Raw genomic sequence first — 16,979 nt, forward strand, 5'->3', positions numbered from 1 at the left:
TCTACACCAGTCATTATCACCCCCCACCTGAAAGAGCGGGATTTAGGCCAACAAAAAAGGCGCGGTAGCCGGGCCACCGCGCCTTTTCGTCTTTCTCAAACCCGCGTCGTTCAGCCAGCCGTTGCGCAATAAGGCGGCAGCGCAATCGCGGCAGCTCCCTTGGTCTGCCAGGCGCCGGCGCCGATGCGATAGACCTGCCCCTGCTTCACCCGGCTGCTGAGCGTCTGGCAGCCGGTGGCGGCGGCGACATCCTGTACCGTCACGCCGCGCTGGCCGGCAAGTTGGGTGTAGGCGGCGCGGCGCTTGATGTTGATCGCTTCCACTTCGGAACGGACATCGGCGCCGACCGTCCCGGCAATGCCAAGATAGCCGTCGGCCTGTTCGCCGACCGTGCCGGCCGTCATCGCGGCGGCCACGGCGCCGGACTGGGCGCGTGCGGGGGCGGTCATGATGAAACCGCTGGCCAGCGCAACTGCGGCGCCGGCGGCGAACATGAGCAATTTGCGTGTCATTGCGGGAACAACTCCGGATTATTCTGGATGAGATCCTGCGCGTCGCGTTGCAGCTTAACAACCACTTCCTGCTGGACCTTGACGTTCAGGTTGATTTCGATGGGCTTGTCAGGGGCCTTCACCTGGATGCAGCCGGTGAGGGCCAGCCCGGCGAAACCCGCCATCATGATCGATTGCTTTTTCATTTCGGCTCCCCGTTTATCGCCTTGTCGCTTTCCACAGGCTGAACCGCAAGATTTTGTTGCGCGCCCGTGCGCATTTCGCCCTGCACCTGATCGCCGATGCTGTTCTGGATCAGTTGCGACGGGTCGATGAAGGATTGGGCCGTGCCCATCAGGCCGCGGAAAGGCGCGGATATCCGCACATTGAAAATGAAAGGCAGACCGATGAAGCTACGACTGATACCCGTCGGCGCATCGCCCAGCTTGCCCCGGTTGACGCCGTTGAAGACGACGTTTGTCACCATTTCACCGTCCAGCGCACCGTCCATCAGGATCGTGAGGCATTTATATTGCAGATCCTTGAGCGCGTCGAAGGCCATCTTGCCCATGACTCCGACCTGCTCGTTCGACACCGGGCCGACATAGGAGAGGACGCCCGACTGGCGCGTGGGATCGCAGGGGATGGTGGGCAGCACGCCTTCCGGCATGATGAGCGGGGGCATGCCCTGCTGCCGCGCGACCAGTACGCCGCCGGCGACCCGGCCGCCCTTGGCATTGAAGATCAGCGGCATGATGCCGTCGAACGTGCCGGTGGCGGAGACATTGTCCAGTTCCATCGCCTGAATGAAGGCGCCGGCGTCCAGCCCGATGACACGGAAGGTGAGGTAGCGGTCGACATCCTCGCCGAAGTTCATCGTCGTGGGGAGCAGGTCCAGCTTGCCGCCGGAGAAGGGCCAGCCGCCGCCTTCGATGCGGACTTTCTGTCCGGCCTCCAGATGATAGCGGACGACGCCGTCCTGCACTTCGACACCGGGATTGACCTTGGCGATGCGCACTTCCTGCCCCGGTGCGGAAATGAGGCCGATCAGGTCGGTAAAGCGGATTTCGCCGCTCAGCCCCTCGACCGGGCCGAAGGCGGCGGCGAGATTGGCGTTGTCGGTGCGGAAGGTGCCGGTGCTTGTGACATTGGAGCCGGTCCAGTCGATCCGGCCCTGCCCTGTCACCTTCGCCTGCACATTGGCGACGACGCCCAGCGCGATCGGGGTGATGTCTTCGGGCTGGAGGGCGGGACCGAAATTGAGGTCGGGGACGGTGAGGTCGGCATGACCCTTCGCACTCGACAGGTCGTGGACGATGGCGGTGCGGGCGACGAGTGCGCCGCCGCGCGGGGCGGTGAGCGATCCGCTGGCGGTGATGCGGCCATCCTTCATCGCCAGCGTGAAATCGGGCGAGAGCAAGGGCACGAAACGCGCGGGGGCCTGCGAATCGCGGACGGTGACGGCGGCGCGGAAGGCGAGCGCGCCTTTGGCGAAGTTCCAGTCGCCTGCGCCCTGCTCCATGATGAGTGGCACGGCGCCGATCTGCCCCCCTGCCCCGCCGACCTTTCCGGCAAACCCGTCCTTCGTCGCAGCGCCATCCAGCGTGGCGGCGGCGAGACGGACGGCCGGCGCCTCCTGCGGGCCGATGGTCAGCGCGGGGTTGGCGAGCGCGAAGCCGGTGCGGCCAAGGACCATGCGGGCATGATCGGCGGTCAGGCGCATGGGGTTGTCGCCGTTGCGGCCAGCGAGGGCGAGGTCGCGGATTTCCGCGCCGCCGCTGGTGCCGGCGGGGCCGGTGGCGAACATCGCGCCGCCGACCGGGCACAGCGTTTGGCGGGTCTGGCCAAGCGCGAAGGCGCCATAACGGGCCTCCACCAGCGAGACGGGGACGCAGGACGGGTTGATCGCCAGCGCACCATTGGCGGCCATGCGGCCTTCGACCGGGAAGCTGAGGCCGCGCAAATGGCCATCGGGCAAAGGGCCGTCGAGCCGCAGTGCGGTGGAGAAGCGGGTGGCGCCGCTGGAGTCGGCGGTGAAGCGGACCCGGTCGAGGCTGAGGCGGGCGTCGCCGGCTGTGTAGGGATCGACGAACAGGTCGCCGCCAAAGCCCCCACTGGGCCGCCGCGCCAGTCGCAATGCAGCGTTGGGCAATCCGCCACCGCCCGTCTTGAGCGCGCCGTCGAGCGACCAGTCGAGGCCGCCCTTCCGGCCCGGCCAGGCGAGCGTGACGAGGCTGTCCTGCGCCAGGCCGATGCGGGCACCGCTGCGGGAGTCCAGCGCCGCGTCGGTGACGACGACGCTGCCGCCGGATGGCTTTTGCACCAGCGCGAAACGGGTGCGCAGGTGGTTGGCCTTGCCCGCCCGGTCGACGGCATCGGCCAGTTGGGTGGCGAGCGGGCCGACCGGCGTGCCAGTGGCAGCCGTGCGCAGGCTGGCGAGCGGATCGCGGCCGCCCATGTGGAGGTCATGACCGGACAATTCGCCCTTGAGGCTGTTCCCCTCCGCGGCCAGCACGAAATCGCCGGACAGGGCAGCATCCCGCAACAGCGCGCCCTGCGCCGTCAGCGCCTTCGTGCCGACGCGTAATTTGCCGCCGGTGCGAGCGGCTGTGCCCTCGAAATCGATGCGGCCAGAGGGGGCGGCCATAACCAGACCATTGTCCCTGAGGGCTTCACCGGACAGGTCGGCATGACCCTTCCAACGGTCGAGCGCCTGACTGAGATTGAGGTCAATGACGGCGGCAGGCCGGGCGATCGCGGCGCCGGCATCGCTGCAGGCCAGCGCGTCGGCACGGACCGGCCCGGACACATAGGGCTGGCCCTGCCGCATGACGATATCGACCATGGCGGTGGCGCGTGTCAGGCCGCAGCCTGCCAGCGCGGCGCGCGGCATGGCGGCGGCAAGACGACCGCGGAAGCCCGATTGCAGATTGCCATTGCCGTCCAGTTGCATGCCGACCCGGCCGGCATCGGTGTCCAGCGTCAGCCGCGCGTCGGCGATGGAAACGAGCATGTCGGGCAGGCTGAACGGGGCGGTCGAATCGGGATCGCGGAACTTGTCCAGTTCGCCCAGGCGGAGGACGCCGTCATGATAGGAGCCGCGCATCCGCACGCCACCGGCGCGGACCGCCGCGACCTGCGGCGTCAGGCCGGCGAAGGCGATGTCGACCTCCACCCAGCGCGCGGTCAGGTCCGGCCGGGCGGGATTGCCCAGCACGATATTTTCAATCCGCTGTGTACGGAAGCCGACATCGACCAGATCATAATTGGCCTGCACCCCGCGCCGGTTAAGCTCGCGGCTGACGAAATTTTCCGCAATCGGCGCCCGTTGCGTCCAGAGCGCGACCAGCACCAGCGCGAGCGATCCCGTGCCGACGCCCAGCCAACGCAGCCATGCCCGGCGAACCGTTTCTTCGCCGTCCTGTTCTTCCATGCCTATGGCCAACCCCGGCTTGATATGACGTCACCGTCCGTAACGGGAGCATAACGTCCCTGCTCTCCTAAATATCCTTGCCCGTCGATTCCGCAACGCATAGCGTCACTATCAGCGGCAAAGGGGGTGCAATTGGCCGATCAGGAAGGACAAGTTCCGCAGGATGGCGCCGGCCATCGTGCCCGGTTGCGACAGAAACTGGCCGACAGCGGCGGCGAAGCGCTGCACGACCATGAACTGATCGAATATCTGCTGGCGCTGGCCATTCCCCGGCGCGACACCAAGCCGCTGGCCAAGGCGTTGCTGCGGGAATTTGGCGGGATCGGCGGGCTGATGACGGCCGACTGGCGAGCGATCGCACGGGTGCCGGGCATAGGCGATACCAGCGTCGCGGCGATCAAGATCGTGCAGGCGACGGCGCTGCGGATGTTGCGCAACGATGTGGCGGCGCGGCCGGTGCTGGCCAGTTGGCAGGCTTTGCTGGACTATCTGCGCGCAGACATGGCTTACCTCAGCGTCGAGAGGGTGCGAGTGTTGCACCTCAATAGTCGCAACATGCTGATCCGCGACGATCATATGGGCGACGGATCAATCGACCAGGCGGCCATCTATGTGCGCGAGGTTATCAAACGCGCGATGGAACTGGGATCGGCGGCGCTGATATTGGTCCACAACCACCCTTCGGGCGATCCGTCGCCCAGCCGGCAGGATATCGACATCACCCGGCAGATCGTGGAGGCCGGCAAAAGACTGGGCATCGCTGTCCATGACCATATCATCATGGCTGCAAGCGGGCATACTAGCCTGCGGGCGCAAGGGCTGTTGTAGGATTATCCGCGCTTAACTTCACACATTTCCCGCAGATCACGACATTTTATTGCGGAAGGGCGATCCTATCGGAAATCCGTTAGCGAGCGGCGGCAGCAACAGGCGCAGCATGACAGGAAATGGGCGGATAGGACATATGTCCCGATCCGCCCATGGCGATAGTATCAGTTATTGAAGCCGAAATTCAGGAATTCCGGCGTCGGACCGTTCCAGCCATCGTCCGGGCCATCATCGACCGGATCATGGCGGCGACGCGGCGGCGGCGCGGAAGCGTTGCGATCGGGACGCGAATCGCGCGGCTGGCTGTCGCGAGGGCGATCGTCCCGCGCGCGGTTTTCGCGGGGGCGCTCTTCGCGTGGCCGTTCTTCCCGTGCGCGATCCTCGCGCGGGCGCTCCTCACGGGGACGCTCTTCCCTGGCTCTGGCTTCTCGCGGCTTGCGTTCCGACCGAGCGGCCCTGCCCTCTTCGCGCTTTTCCTCACGCGCAGGCTCGGCACGCTCTTCACGCGCGGGGGCGCTGATATATTCGATCTTCGTGCCGATCAGCTTCTGGATATTGTCGATCGCCTCGGCATCTTCGGCCGTCACGAAGGTGTAGGCGGTGCCGGTCGCGCCCGCACGACCGGTGCGGCCGATGCGATGGACATAATCGTCCGGGTGCCAGGGCGCGTCAAAGTTGAAGACGTGGGAGACGCCCTTGATATCCAGCCCGCGCGCCGCGACGTCCGACGCGACGAGGATATTGACCTTACCCTCACGGAAGCGCTCCAGTTCGGCGATGCGCGAAGACTGGTCGATATCGCCATGGATTTCGCCCGACTTGAAACCGTGGCGTTGCAGGCTCTTGTTAAGGTCACGCACCGTGGTCTTGCGGTTGCAGAAGATGACCGCGCTGGTGACGTTTTCCGCCTCCAGCATGTCGCGCAGCGCATCGCGCTTCTTGCGCGAATCGACCTTCACCAGCCGCTGGGTGATGTTGGTGGAAGCCGTTGCCGGGCGCGCCACCTCAATCGACTTGGGATTGGACAGGAATTTGTCCGCCAGTTTCTTGATAACCGGCGGCATGGTCGCGGAGAAAAGCAACGTCTGGCGCTGCGTCGGCAGCTTGGTGCAGATTTCCTCGATATCCGGGATGAAGCCCATGTCGAGCATGCGGTCGGCCTCGTCGATGACCAGCATCGAACAGCCGTTGAGCAAAATCTTGCCGCGACCGAACAGGTCCATCAGGCGACCCGGCGTGGCGATCAGCACATCGACGCCCTTTTCCAGCGCCTTGATCTGATCGCCCATCTGCACGCCACCGATCAGCAGCGCCATGGAGAGCTTATGATATTTGCCGTATTTCTCGAAATTCTCGGCCACCTGCGCGGCGAGTTCGCGGGTCGGCTCCAGGATCAGGCTGCGCGGCATGAGCGCGCGAGCGCGGCCATGGGCCAGAATGTCGATCATCGGCAGCACGAAGCTGGCCGTCTTGCCCGTGCCCGTCTGGGCAATGCCGATAATGTCCCGCATCATCAGGACGGACGGAATGGCTTGCGCCTGGATCGGCGTCGGCGTGTCGTAACCGGATTCGGTTACGGCCTTGAGCAATTCGTCGGAAAGGCCGAGATCGGCAAAAGTCATTCAATGGTCCGGGACAGGAGGCTAATCCGTCCTGCGCGGATGCGAGACGGAAATCCGCCGCGCATTGCGAAAATATTGGCCTCTTGTCAAGAAAATCGCGCAAATGAAGGGCTATGGCGCAAGATCAGTCATCGTCATCGGCCGGGATGAGGCGACGGAAACTGTCGATGGCGCAGCTGAGGCCGCTGCGCGCCTGCAATTCGTCCCGCCCGGAACAGAGCGACCCGTCGGCATCCGGCTCGACATAGAAGCCCGAATAGAAGCCGGTCGAGTCGCAGCCACGTTCCAGTCGTGCACGATAGCGATGTTCGTCGGCGAGGATGAGATCGACGCCATTTTCCACGACAATGCTGGCACCGCGAATAGACCGCAGGGCAACACAGCGCGGCCCCTTCTTCTCCTCCCACGCATTGCGCGCATCGGGTGCGATTCGGGCGGGCGCGCGGCCTTTCTTCACCATCGGCACGCGAATGATGACGCGCTGCTGGATCGACAATTGCGCCCATTGGACCGGATCGCCGGTCGATGCGGAAAGCAGCAGCAGGATGGAATGAACCAAGACGGACCCCTTTATGGGACGAATACGCTATCGGCCGATGGTTGAACCGTCGATGAATTCCGAGGCATAAGCCCGTCCCATGATAGGACAAGACATGATCGACCGCTTCGTCGCCCTGCTCGGCCCCAAAGGGGTCGTGACCGATCCCGACGATATCGCCCCATGGGCCAGCGACTGGCGCGGGCGCTATCGTGGCGCGGCCGCTGCGATCCTGTCCCCGGCATCGACGCAGGAGGTCGCGGCGACCGTGGCGCTGGCGGCGGAACTGGGCGTCGCACTGGTGCCGCAAGGGGGCAATACGTCGATGGTGGGAGGCGCGACTCCGCCGGCGGACGGATCGGCGCTGATCCTGTCGCTGCGGCGGATGAACCGGATTCGCAGCCTGTCGCCGGACGATAATCTGGCCGTGTGCGAGGCCGGCGTGATATTGAGCGTGCTACACGATGCGGCCGAAGAAGCCGGACGGCGATTCCCGCTCAGCCTCGGTGCGAAGGGGTCCGCGACGATCGGCGGGCTGGTGTCCACCAACGCCGGCGGGACGCAGGTGCTGCGCCACGGCACCATGCGCGCGCTGGTCGAGGGGGTCGAGGCGGTGTTGCCCGACGGCAGCATCTTCGACGGGCTGGACGCGCTGAAGAAGGATAATCGCGGTTACGATATCAAGCAGTTGCTGATCGGCGCGGAAGGCACGCTGGGCGTCGTCACTGCCGCATCGCTCCGGCTGGCACCGGCCATCGCGGCGCGGGCGGTGGGATGGGTGGGCGTGCAGACGCCCGCCGATGCGCTGGCGCTGCTGCGCCTCGCTGAAACCATGCTGGGCGACAGTGTCGAGGGGTTCGAGGTGATTGCGGACGAGACGCTGGGCTTCGTGCTGGGCCATATTCCCGGCACGCGATCGCCGATCGAGACGCGCACGCCCTGGCATGTGCTGATCGAGGTCGATCATGCCGACCTGTCCGAACCGGGGCCGTCGGATCGGCTGGAAGCGGCGCTGGCGGAAGCGTTCGAGCGGGGCATCGCCGTGGACGCCGCCATCGCCGCCAATGAAGCCCAAGCGGAAGCCTTCTGGCGAATCCGTGAATCCCTTTCGGAATCGGAAAAGGCGCAGGGGCCGGCGCTGCAATATGATATCAGCGTGCCGGTGGCGAAGATGCCCGCTTTCATGATCGAGGCGGCGCAGGCAGCGGAACAGGCCTTTCCCGGCACCACTGCCTCCTCCTTCGGCCATCTGGGCGATGGCAATGTGCATTTCCATGTCCGCGCACCCAAGGGGACCAGCGACGGGCCGGCCTGGATCGCGGCGGAGGGGCAGGCGATCAACGCCTTCATCCATGACGCGGTGGTCGCAGCCGGTGGCTCCATCTCCGCCGAACATGGCATCGGCCAGATGAAGCGGACGGAACTGGGCCGGCTCGCCAGCCCGGCGCGGATCGGCGCGCTGCGCGCGATCAAGGCCGCGTTCGACCCCAAGGGCCTGTTCAATCCGGGCAAGCTGATCCCGCTGCCGGGCGAAGGTTGAGCGCGGGTCGCCTACAAACAGATTGCCTCGGTCGGGCAAGACCATTATCGCCCTGCCCCAATATCAAGCCCGCGGTGCGCAGGAAAAGGGCGGACCGCACGTAACAGGATGACCCGAAATGGCCAGCGCGCCCGCCAATAACCTGCCGATCTTCTACAATGACCTGCTGCCGCTCAGCAGCGTGGACCATGTCGACTATCGCACCAAGCCGGCCGATTCGGCGCCCTTCCTGACGACGCAGCACGCCATCCCGCTGACCGTAGACGAATTCGTCCCGGCCCAGCGTTTCGCACCGATCATCTTCTCTGCCGGCAACGACAGCGTGCCGCTGCTGCTGATGGGCCTGAACGAGGGCGTGAACGTCTTCGTCGACGATGAAGGCAAGCTGCGCGGCCCCGCCTATGTCCCGGCCTATGTCCGTCGCTATCCCTGGATGCTGGCCAAGCTGCGTCCCGACAGCGAAGACCTGTCGCTCTGCTTCGATCCCACTACGCCGACCATCGGCGCTTTCGAGGACGGCCAGCCGCTGTTCGAAGATGGCAAACCGAGCGAACTGACCCAGGGCGTGATGAAATTCTGCGAGGATTTCGAGCAGGCCGCCGCCCGTACCGGCCAGTTCGTTCGCGATTTGCAGGACATGGACCTGCTGATGGACGGCGAAGTCGCCATCCAGACCCCGGTGGCCGAACAGCCCTTCGTCTATCGTGGCTTCCGCATGATCAACGAGGAAAAGCTGCGCGACCTGCGCGGTGACCAACTGCGCAAGATCAACCAGAACGGCATGCTGCCGCTGATCCATGCCCACCTCTTCTCACTCCAGTTGATGCGCGAAGTGTTCGAGGCGCAGGTGTCGCAGGGCAAGGGGCCGATCGCCGTCCCCGCCGCCGTGGAAGCCGCGCCCGAGGCCGCCAACGCCTGAATGAGCAATTAACCCGAAAGGGTTTGAAAAATTGATGGAAAGGGCATCGCATCTCCCCTTGAAAGGCGATGCGACCTGCCCTATCTATCAATCATGCGATGCACCTGCCCCCCTTTCGGGTGTATCGTATGGGCGTCTCCCCCTTTGGAGACGTCTCCTCCCTGAACCTTGGCCACCCCATGCTTGCATGGGGTGGTTTTTTATGAGGTGCAGCAGCAGGCGGTGGGTTTCGCTTGACGCGGTCCAAGCCCCTGCCTAAAGGCCACCCCCTGCCGGTCGCCCAGCGCGGTCCATGGCCCCTTCGTCTAGCGGTTAGGACGCGGCCCTCTCACGGCTGAAACACGGGTTCGATTCCCGTAGGGGTCACCAGACCGGCCAGAAATGGCTTATATCTCGGTTTTCTGTTCATTCACGACTTAACGGGTACACCTGACGGGTACACTGGAGACGATTGATGGCAGCGATTCGAGGTCTGTGGCAGGACAAGCGCAGCGGCATATATTATATCCGCCGCAAGATTCCTGAACCGCTACGCCCGGCGTTCAACTGCGGCGAGTTCTACAAGGTAACGCTGAGCACCGGCGACCCACGCGAAGCGGAGAAGCGCTTCGCCATAGCCAATGGCGAATATGAGAAGAAGCTCGCCGACTTTCGCGAGGCGCTAGCCAAGGGCGGCGGCAGCAGCCTTTCGGCCGCCGAGGCCGCGACTCTGGTCAGCCGCCTGCTGACGGCGCGCTCAGGCGGCGGCTTTGCGATCGGCGGCACACAGGTTGCATTCATGCTACGCGAACTGGATGAGGCTGTCGCCGACCAGACCGGCGAACGGATTCCAACCGCCAAGTCCATGTCGAGCGAAGAATGGATCGCCTATCGCCGGTCGCTTGCCGGGTCCGACGATGATGACGCGTTCTCGCCCGAGACGCTGGCGGCCATCGAGGCCGAACATGCCGCCCGCTATCGTGCACCGGGCGAGGCCTGGTTCGATTTCCAGAGGCGTGTATCACGCCGACGCTGGCGGCCGCTACTGGGATCCGCAGTCGTTGACATCAAGCGGCAGTTGAAGTTGCCTGAAAAAGTCGAGCCCGGTATTGATGAGCCGCTGGCCGATGCCCTTGCCGAGACGCTGCAGTCTGCGGACGTGCGCGATCAGCTTCCCAATGCCCCATCCGCCCGCCGTCAGAAACAGAAGTCTCGCGCCCAGCCGGATATGAAGCTGGGCGCACTGCTCAAATTCTGGAAGGCTAAACGCACGCCCTCACCGAAGGCCTGTGTAGCAGCCGAGAAGGCTGTCGAGGACTTTATCAGCTTTGTCGGCGATGTCGGCATCGGCGAGATCACCGCCGACGACTGTTTCGAGTTTCGCGATGCGGTTGAGCAGTTGCCCAGATCCATGCCCCGCGCCCATCGCGCACTGGCTTTTAACGATGCGCACGCAATTTATGCAGGACGAGTGGATGTAGAACGGCTTTCGCCGCAGTCGGTCAAGAAATATCTCGGCGCGATCCAGGCGCTGCTCGGCTTTGCTTTCCAGGAACGGTATATCGGCGCCAATCCCGGAGCCGGGATCAAGGTCGACGGCTATAGCAAAAAGAGCGACCGCCGCCCCTTCACCAAGGAGGAGCTGCGTCGCCTGTTTTCGGCCGACCTGTTCACGCAAAGCTGGTCTATTCCCATCAGCCGGTCAAAAGTGTCAGACCTCACATTGCGTTGGCTGTTCCTGCTTGGCCTTGTTACCGGTGCCCGAATCGAGGAACTGGGCCAGATCCTGCTCGCGGACGTGAAGGAGGAGTTAGGCGTCCCCTATATAGACGTGACCGATTATGTAGAGGATGACGTCGATGAAGCAAACCGCGTGAAGACCGATGGGTCGGTGCGCGTTCTGCCCCTCCATCCCCAACTGATCGCGCTTGGCTTCCTGGACTATGTTGGCCGGCAGCGTGCAAAGGACGCGGTCAAGCTGTTCCCGGACCTTGTGGCCGATGCGCTGGAGGTCAAGACCAAGGAGGCGAGCCGACGCGCCGCGCGACTGATAGACGATGCTGTAGGCAAGGATCCGCGCATCGTCTTCCACAGCTTCCGGCACAGCTTCAAGGATCTGTGTCGCGATGCGAATATTCCCAAGGATGTCCATGACCAGTTGACGGGGCATGCGGCCGCTGATGTCGGCGGCGGCTATGGCCTTGGCCGCGCCGTCCTCAATCTCGCCCGGCACATGAAAAAGCTCAAACTCACTTTTATCGACTGGGACGCGATCGAGATTGCCAGCCGCAAATGACTGTTACGGTGGAACAACTGGAAGGCTTTGCGCGCGCGATACTGGCGGTGTGCCAGGGCCCAACAGTTCATGACATAGATGCAGTTGATCGGGTACGGATCGCATCATCGTGAAGCGCCCCGATCCTGTGTGATTTTTCGCGCTTGGCGATCCTTGTCTCCGCTCCGGCGACACCGATTGATCTTGCCGCCCGATCGCTGACCGGCGACAGACAATGACGGCTGGATTCGATCCTCGAGCAAGACTGGACATTCAGACTCAACCGGCGATCATCATGCCATGGAACTCTGCCAAGAAGAAAAAAGGTTCCGATCTGGCATGCGGCAAAAACAGAAATTCCAGGCTCATTTCTGTCTCGTTCAAACCGACTCCAACCTTTACAACTCACATGATCATGATTTGCCAACTCTCTGGGCCTGCTCTCAAGCTGCTTTCGCAATCCGGACTAGCTGCCTCGCAGGTTGACGAAGCCCTGACCGCCTTAGTGCGCGATAGGGCTCAGACCGTCTTGCGATACCACCATCCTCTGGTGCGGCGGCTCAAGGACGCGACGGGTATCAATGTCGTCCAGATTGCACGCCGATCGAAATATCTGCTGATCGAGATCGAACAACATGATGATCAAGGTCCGCTATGGCAATATCGCGAGCATGCGCCGCGCCGATGCATATTCTCATGCCGCGGCCAGATCCCGGCGACGATCGAAGCGGCGCTTCAGGGCGAATTGCTGGAACGGCTCGTCAATCCCGCAGTGATGCTGCAAGGAGCCATCGTGCAAGATATTGCCGGAACCGCAGATGGCTGGCTGAACATCCATATCACGCCCCAGTGGCAATCATTTTGATCGCTCTACCCTTCCGTCACATCCCCCCGCCTAGTAGCAATCGGCGATGAGCGATTCGGACATCCAGCGCCTGTCATCAGGGCATCTCGAAGATCTGGCCTACATTGTCCTGACCGCCCGCGCGGATGGACAGGCAATCAATCTCTATCCCGATCTGAGCGATCAGCTGCGCAAGCGCTTACGATCACGCATAAAGCATCTAAGCCAATATGACTGGCCATCCTCCCTAAGAAACGACCCAGCCCTTCGACGTGGTTTCACGCTGCGCCAATGCTGCCGGTTGATGACTGCGCTCTTGATGATCGACGCGCATCTGCCAGCCAACAAAGCCGTGCCCTTGGCCAGACAGCATGAACGCCAGTTCTTCCGGGCAATAGCGCAGCGGCTGCATGCGCCTTCCGACCTTGCGTCACCCGACGACGAAATCGCCGTCATAACGTCGGGCGAGATCAGAGATGCGCTCGGATTTCCGGAAAAGCACAGCCTATTGACACCACCAGTGCGGTTTATCGCTCGTAACGACCTCCCTCATCAATGGTCGTCGCACCTCGCAGACCCCGGGGCGCGATTGGCGCTCGATGTCGGCACCGCCGCTGTCGCGCTTTGGCGGTGGATCAGCGGGCGGCGCCTTATGGACGATGCTGCGCGCACACAGCTTCTCGCCGAGATCCAAGGAGGCCCCGTCGAGCCGGGCTGAACCGAACTCGATCCGTCTCATATTGGCACATATTTTTCGGTAATTTTAATTACTGAATACTTTTCAACCGACCATTTCCAGCGTATTTACGCCTCCTAGACCGGGCGACATCCTGTCGTGCCCGACTGAATGTGAGGTTCCGCATGCGCGACGAATTCACCCAGACGCCCTATTGGGAAGAAACGGGCACTGAGCCCTTTATCGGCATGGAGTTTGCCGACAATTGCGAGCCGCGCTGTGCCTGCGTGCTCCTGCTCGACACTTCTGGATCCATGAACGGCGAAGCGATTGCCGCGCTCTCGCAAGGTCTCCAGCAATTCGCCACGGAACTGCGTCAGGATCGCCTGGCTGCCAAGCGCGTGGACGTTGCCGTCATCGGCTTTGGTGACCGGGTGGATATACTGGCCGAGTTCGGCTCGGCCCAGAATTTCTATCCGCAGAGCCTCAAGGCAAAGGGCGGAACGCCGATGGGTGAGGCGATCAACCTTGGCATCGACCTCCTTGCGACGCGCCAGGCCGAGTATCGCAACAATGGCATCACCCCCTACCGCCCGTGGATGTTCTTGATCTCGGACGGTGCGCCGACTGACAAGTGGGACCGTGCCGCACGCAGGATCCGCGAAGGTGAGGAACGAAAGAGCTTTTCTTTCTTCGCGGTTGGCGTCGATGGCGCGGACATGAACACGCTCGGGCAGATTTCGGTGAAGACGCCGCTGATGCTGCGGGGTCTCGCGTTCAGCGAGATGTTCCGTTGGCTCTCCAGTTCGCTGTCCTCGGTATCGCGATCGAGCACCGGGCAGCAAGTTCTCCTCGCCAACCCGACCGGACCGGCGGGCTGGGCTTCGATCGACTGATCGCATGTCAGGATGGAGATGGGCCGCAGCTTCGGCATGCGGCACTGCACATATGGAAGCCGGCGGTCATCGACAGGATGCTTTCCGCGTCGTGGCGACGAATGCCGGCTTCCTGGTCGCGATCGCCTGCGACGGCGCTGGTAGCGCCAGCCATGGCCGCTACGGCGCAGCGATCGCGGCGCGCATGCTTTCGACCCGGGCGCAAAACTGGCTGGAGGCGCATGGTGCACTTCCTGCCGCAGAGGAGGTGGAGATCTGGGTAGCGGCAGTCCGGTCTATGATCGCTTCGGTCGCAATCGCCCCCCTCACCGTCAGTGACTTTGCGACCACGCTCGTCATGGCGATATCCGACGGTCAGTCAGTGTTGACCGCGCACATCGGCGATGGCGTCATCGTCGCACGTTTGCGCGAGGAAAGCGCATTCATGGCGCTGAGTTGGCCCGACAACGGCGACTATGCCGCGACGACCTATTTCCTGACCGATCTCGTTCCGCGCCTGCGGATCGGCGTGACAAACGGCATTGCGATCGACAGCCTCGCAGTGCTGACCGATGGGATCGAGCGGCTGGCGCTCGATTTCACGGACTGCGTTGCCCATGAAGGTTTTTTCACGGCCATATTCGCGCCGGTCGCGGCGAGTAGCAAATGCGGTTGCAACCGGCAGCTCTCGCGCCAGTTGCACGCGTTCCTCCAGTCCGACGGCGTGACCATGCGCACGGATGACGACAAAACGCTGATCCTGGCCGCACTGACATGACCGGACAGCCTTTGCTGTGCCATGGCAAGCCTCTCCGCCTTGGAGAGTGCATCGGCCGCGGCGGCGAAGGTGTCGTGCATATGCTTGCCGATGACTCTGAACGCGCGGTCAAACTTTATTTGAAACCGGACGCAGACGGGGAAGCCAAGATCAAGGCGATCGTCGGGGCAAATCTGGGTACGTCATGTCCGAATGTCGCCTTCCCGCTGGAGCTCGTCCAATATGCTGGCGGAGCCTTTGCCGGCTTCACCATGCAACGGGTCACAGGCCATGAGCCGATCCATGAGCTTATCAGCACGGGCTCGCGGCGGCGCTATTTTCCGCAGGCCGACTGGCGCTTCCTTGTTCGCGTTGCTCTCAACGTGGCGCGGATCGTCGCGACCGTGCATGCCGCTGGCGTCATTATCGGAGACATTAATTCGGCCGGGTTTCTCGTTTCTCAACAAGCGCTTGTCACATTGATCGACGCGGACAGTTTCCAGGTCGGCGATCATCATTGCCGGGTCGGCATGGCGGAATATACCCCACCCGAACTTCAGGGCATGCACTTTGGCAGCGTCCAGCGCACGGTCGACCATGACGCTTTTGGCTTGGCCGTCATCCTGTTCCAGATCCTGGCTCTGGGGCGCCATCCCTTCACTGGCATCGCACGTGGCCGCCCTGTTCCGATCGAGAGCGCCATCCAGCAGGGCCGTTTTGCCTATTCGCAAATCCGCAATACTGGGACCGAGGCACCGGAGGCAGCGTTGAAACTGCACGATCTGCCCCAAGGCGTCCAGTTGCTGTTCGAACGGGCGTTTGCGTTACGGATGGAGCCGAGACCGACAGCGGCCGAATGGGTAAAGGAAATGGCCACCCTTGAAGCCAAGCTGACGCCCTGCCCTGCCAGGCCTCATCACTTCGTTGCGTCCCTGGCCACGCCATGCGCCTGGTGTCGGATTGAGGAGAATACGGGCCGTGCGATATTCCAGGACGGCATCCCGACTAAGCCGCGTCGTGTCGTACCTGCCAGGACCGAGCTGCATCACGATGTGGCGCGGGCTACGGGCTATGCCCGCACCTATGCCGGCGAGACGATCGAACCATCCTGGCCCGCGCCCGCTATCACCCCGAGCAAAGCCGCCCGCAAACTGGCAACCGAGCGGGAAGCTTCGAACGCGCCCCACGAGATATTCAAGATATTAGCTCTGAGCGATACCCGTACTGCACCCTTCATCGACGAATATGAAGCGGCGAACAGATCCGCTGTGAAACTGCTTGAAGGCTGGAGAAACGATATTGGCGTCTGGAAAGTTCTCAACGGCGTCAGCGCTCTGAACGACAGTCTTGCCGCGTTTGATCGGACACGATCACATATGCCGAGCCTGATCGCGCAAGGCGGGCCCCACATAACAACATTGCAGGCAATGGGGATCATGCGAGCAAAGAGCATCGTTGACGCGCGGATCGCGGGCATCGGCGATGGCGTTCGGACATTGCTGGCACAGCATGGAATTTTCAATGCGGCGCAGCTTGATCGCACACGTCTTGCTGCCGTTCCGGGACTGGGAGAAACCCGTATGGTCGCGCTGCTGTTCTGGCGTGCAGGGATTGCCGCAGAAGCCGAGCGCGAATCGGCGCATTCCAGGGACCATGAAACGAATCATGAGGGTGCTGCGAGAGATAGGGTAGGCCAGCATCTGGGGCAGCTCGAGCGGATGGTCCGGGAGCAGATTGACAAACTCTACGAGCAGGTCGCGGCCGTGCAGCGGCGCAGTCTCGTGATCGATAGGTCGGTGCAGGCCGCGCTGATGAAACGCGACCAGGCAGGGACAGACTTGGCCTACCTTGGTATAGATCGCACCGCCGGGATCGAGCCGGCGACGTTGCGTGCTGGCTCCATCTCACCAAAGAAGAAAGTCAAACCCAAGGCGTCGGCCAGCAAGGGGAAGCCCTCCTGCCTCAAATGTGGATCGCCGATGGTCAAGCGATGGGCTCGAGCCGCCGCCAACGCTCGGATATGGGGCTGCACCAGATATCCCGTATGTACCGGCACACGTCCCTACGCGAAGAAACGTAAGCGCCGACGGAAGGTGGCGTTGACGCGGCCTGTCAGGCTTTCCGGCGTGTCCGCGGCGCCCATTTTTTCGCGAGCGCTTCCAGCCTTGCCTCGATCAAGGGGATATCGGGCTGGGCGTTGGG

13 protein-coding genes, 1 tRNA gene and 1 pseudogene are annotated in these 16,979 nt (G+C 63.0%); 10 read left to right on the forward strand and 5 right to left on the reverse strand.

Annotated elements, in window-relative coordinates:
* Window positions 1-110: 110 nt before the first annotated feature.
* From RQH62_RS22170 to RQH62_RS22180, 3 genes are read right to left on the reverse strand one after another with little or no spacing between them, the layout of a single operon-like run.
* Window positions 111-512, reverse strand: a complete 402-nt coding sequence (locus RQH62_RS22170; RefSeq protein ID WP_311270823.1) for a YdbL family protein — start codon at window positions 510-512, stop codon at window positions 111-113.
* On the reverse strand, window positions 509-697 hold the full coding sequence (locus RQH62_RS22175) for a YnbE family lipoprotein (protein ID WP_311270824.1): 189 nt from the start codon (window positions 695-697) through the stop codon (window positions 509-511). Before RQH62_RS22175 ends, RQH62_RS22170 begins: the two co-directional genes overlap by 4 nt.
* Window positions 694-3,924, reverse strand: coding sequence for a YdbH domain-containing protein (locus tag RQH62_RS22180; protein WP_311270825.1), 3,231 nt, complete (start codon window positions 3,922-3,924; stop codon window positions 694-696). Before RQH62_RS22180 ends, RQH62_RS22175 begins: the two co-directional genes overlap by 4 nt.
* Window positions 3,925-4,056: 132 nt before the next feature.
* Between RQH62_RS22180 and radC the strand changes: the two genes are divergently transcribed.
* Window positions 4,057-4,752 (forward strand): DNA repair protein RadC, encoded by a 696-nt coding sequence (gene radC, locus RQH62_RS22185; protein WP_311270826.1) that lies wholly within the window; start codon window positions 4,057-4,059, stop codon window positions 4,750-4,752.
* A 164-nt stretch (window positions 4,753-4,916) separates the two neighbouring features.
* Here radC and RQH62_RS22190 read toward each other — a convergent pair whose 3' ends face one another.
* Window positions 4,917-6,374 carry a DEAD/DEAH box helicase gene (locus RQH62_RS22190; RefSeq protein ID WP_311270827.1) on the reverse strand — a complete coding sequence of 486 codons (1,458 nt, stop codon included), beginning with the start codon at window positions 6,372-6,374 and terminating at the stop codon, window positions 4,917-4,919.
* A 124-nt stretch (window positions 6,375-6,498) separates the two neighbouring features.
* Entirely contained in the window at window positions 6,499-6,933 is a 435-nt protein-coding gene (locus RQH62_RS22195) for a hypothetical protein (RefSeq protein ID WP_311270828.1), read from the reverse strand.
* A gap of 79 nt (window positions 6,934-7,012) precedes the next feature.
* On the opposite strand from RQH62_RS22195, the gene RQH62_RS22200 reads away from it, so the two are divergent.
* The 9 genes and pseudogenes from RQH62_RS22200 to RQH62_RS22240 all read left to right on the forward strand — a co-directional run.
* On the forward strand, window positions 7,013-8,452 hold the full coding sequence (locus RQH62_RS22200) for an FAD-binding oxidoreductase (RefSeq protein WP_311270829.1): 1,440 nt from the start codon (window positions 7,013-7,015) through the stop codon (window positions 8,450-8,452).
* Window positions 8,453-8,570: 118 nt separating this feature from the next.
* Window positions 8,571-9,371 carry a SapC family protein gene (locus RQH62_RS22205; protein ID WP_311270830.1) on the forward strand — a complete coding sequence of 267 codons (801 nt, stop codon included), beginning with the start codon at window positions 8,571-8,573 and terminating at the stop codon, window positions 9,369-9,371.
* A gap of 294 nt (window positions 9,372-9,665) precedes the next feature.
* A tRNA-Glu gene (locus RQH62_RS22210) sits at window positions 9,666-9,740 on the forward strand.
* Window positions 9,741-9,825: 85 nt separating this feature from the next.
* Window positions 9,826-11,646, forward strand: coding sequence for a site-specific integrase (locus tag RQH62_RS22215; protein WP_311270831.1), 1,821 nt, complete (start codon window positions 9,826-9,828; stop codon window positions 11,644-11,646).
* Between the two features lie 214 nt (window positions 11,647-11,860).
* Window positions 11,861-12,490 carry a hypothetical protein gene (locus tag RQH62_RS22220; RefSeq protein ID WP_311270832.1) on the forward strand — a complete coding sequence of 210 codons (630 nt, stop codon included), beginning with the start codon at window positions 11,861-11,863 and terminating at the stop codon, window positions 12,488-12,490.
* Between the two features lie 46 nt (window positions 12,491-12,536).
* A complete protein-coding gene (locus RQH62_RS22225) occupies window positions 12,537-13,187 on the forward strand; it encodes a hypothetical protein (RefSeq protein WP_311270833.1) in 651 nt (216 codons plus the stop codon).
* A 143-nt stretch (window positions 13,188-13,330) separates the two neighbouring features.
* A complete protein-coding gene (locus RQH62_RS22230) occupies window positions 13,331-14,041 on the forward strand; it encodes a VWA domain-containing protein (protein ID WP_311270834.1) in 711 nt (236 codons plus the stop codon).
* 4 nt (window positions 14,042-14,045) lie between these two features.
* Entirely contained in the window at window positions 14,046-14,798 is a 753-nt protein-coding gene (locus RQH62_RS22235) for a PP2C family serine/threonine-protein phosphatase (protein ID WP_311270835.1), read from the forward strand.
* A pseudogene (locus tag RQH62_RS22240) lies at window positions 14,795-16,979 on the forward strand (hypothetical protein); the annotation flags it as partial. The gene RQH62_RS22235 and the pseudogene RQH62_RS22240, both read left to right, overlap by 4 nt.

This window comes from Sphingobium sp. WCS2017Hpa-17, from assembly GCF_031843765.1.
Lineage (GTDB): Bacteria > Pseudomonadota > Alphaproteobacteria > Sphingomonadales > Sphingomonadaceae > Sphingobium.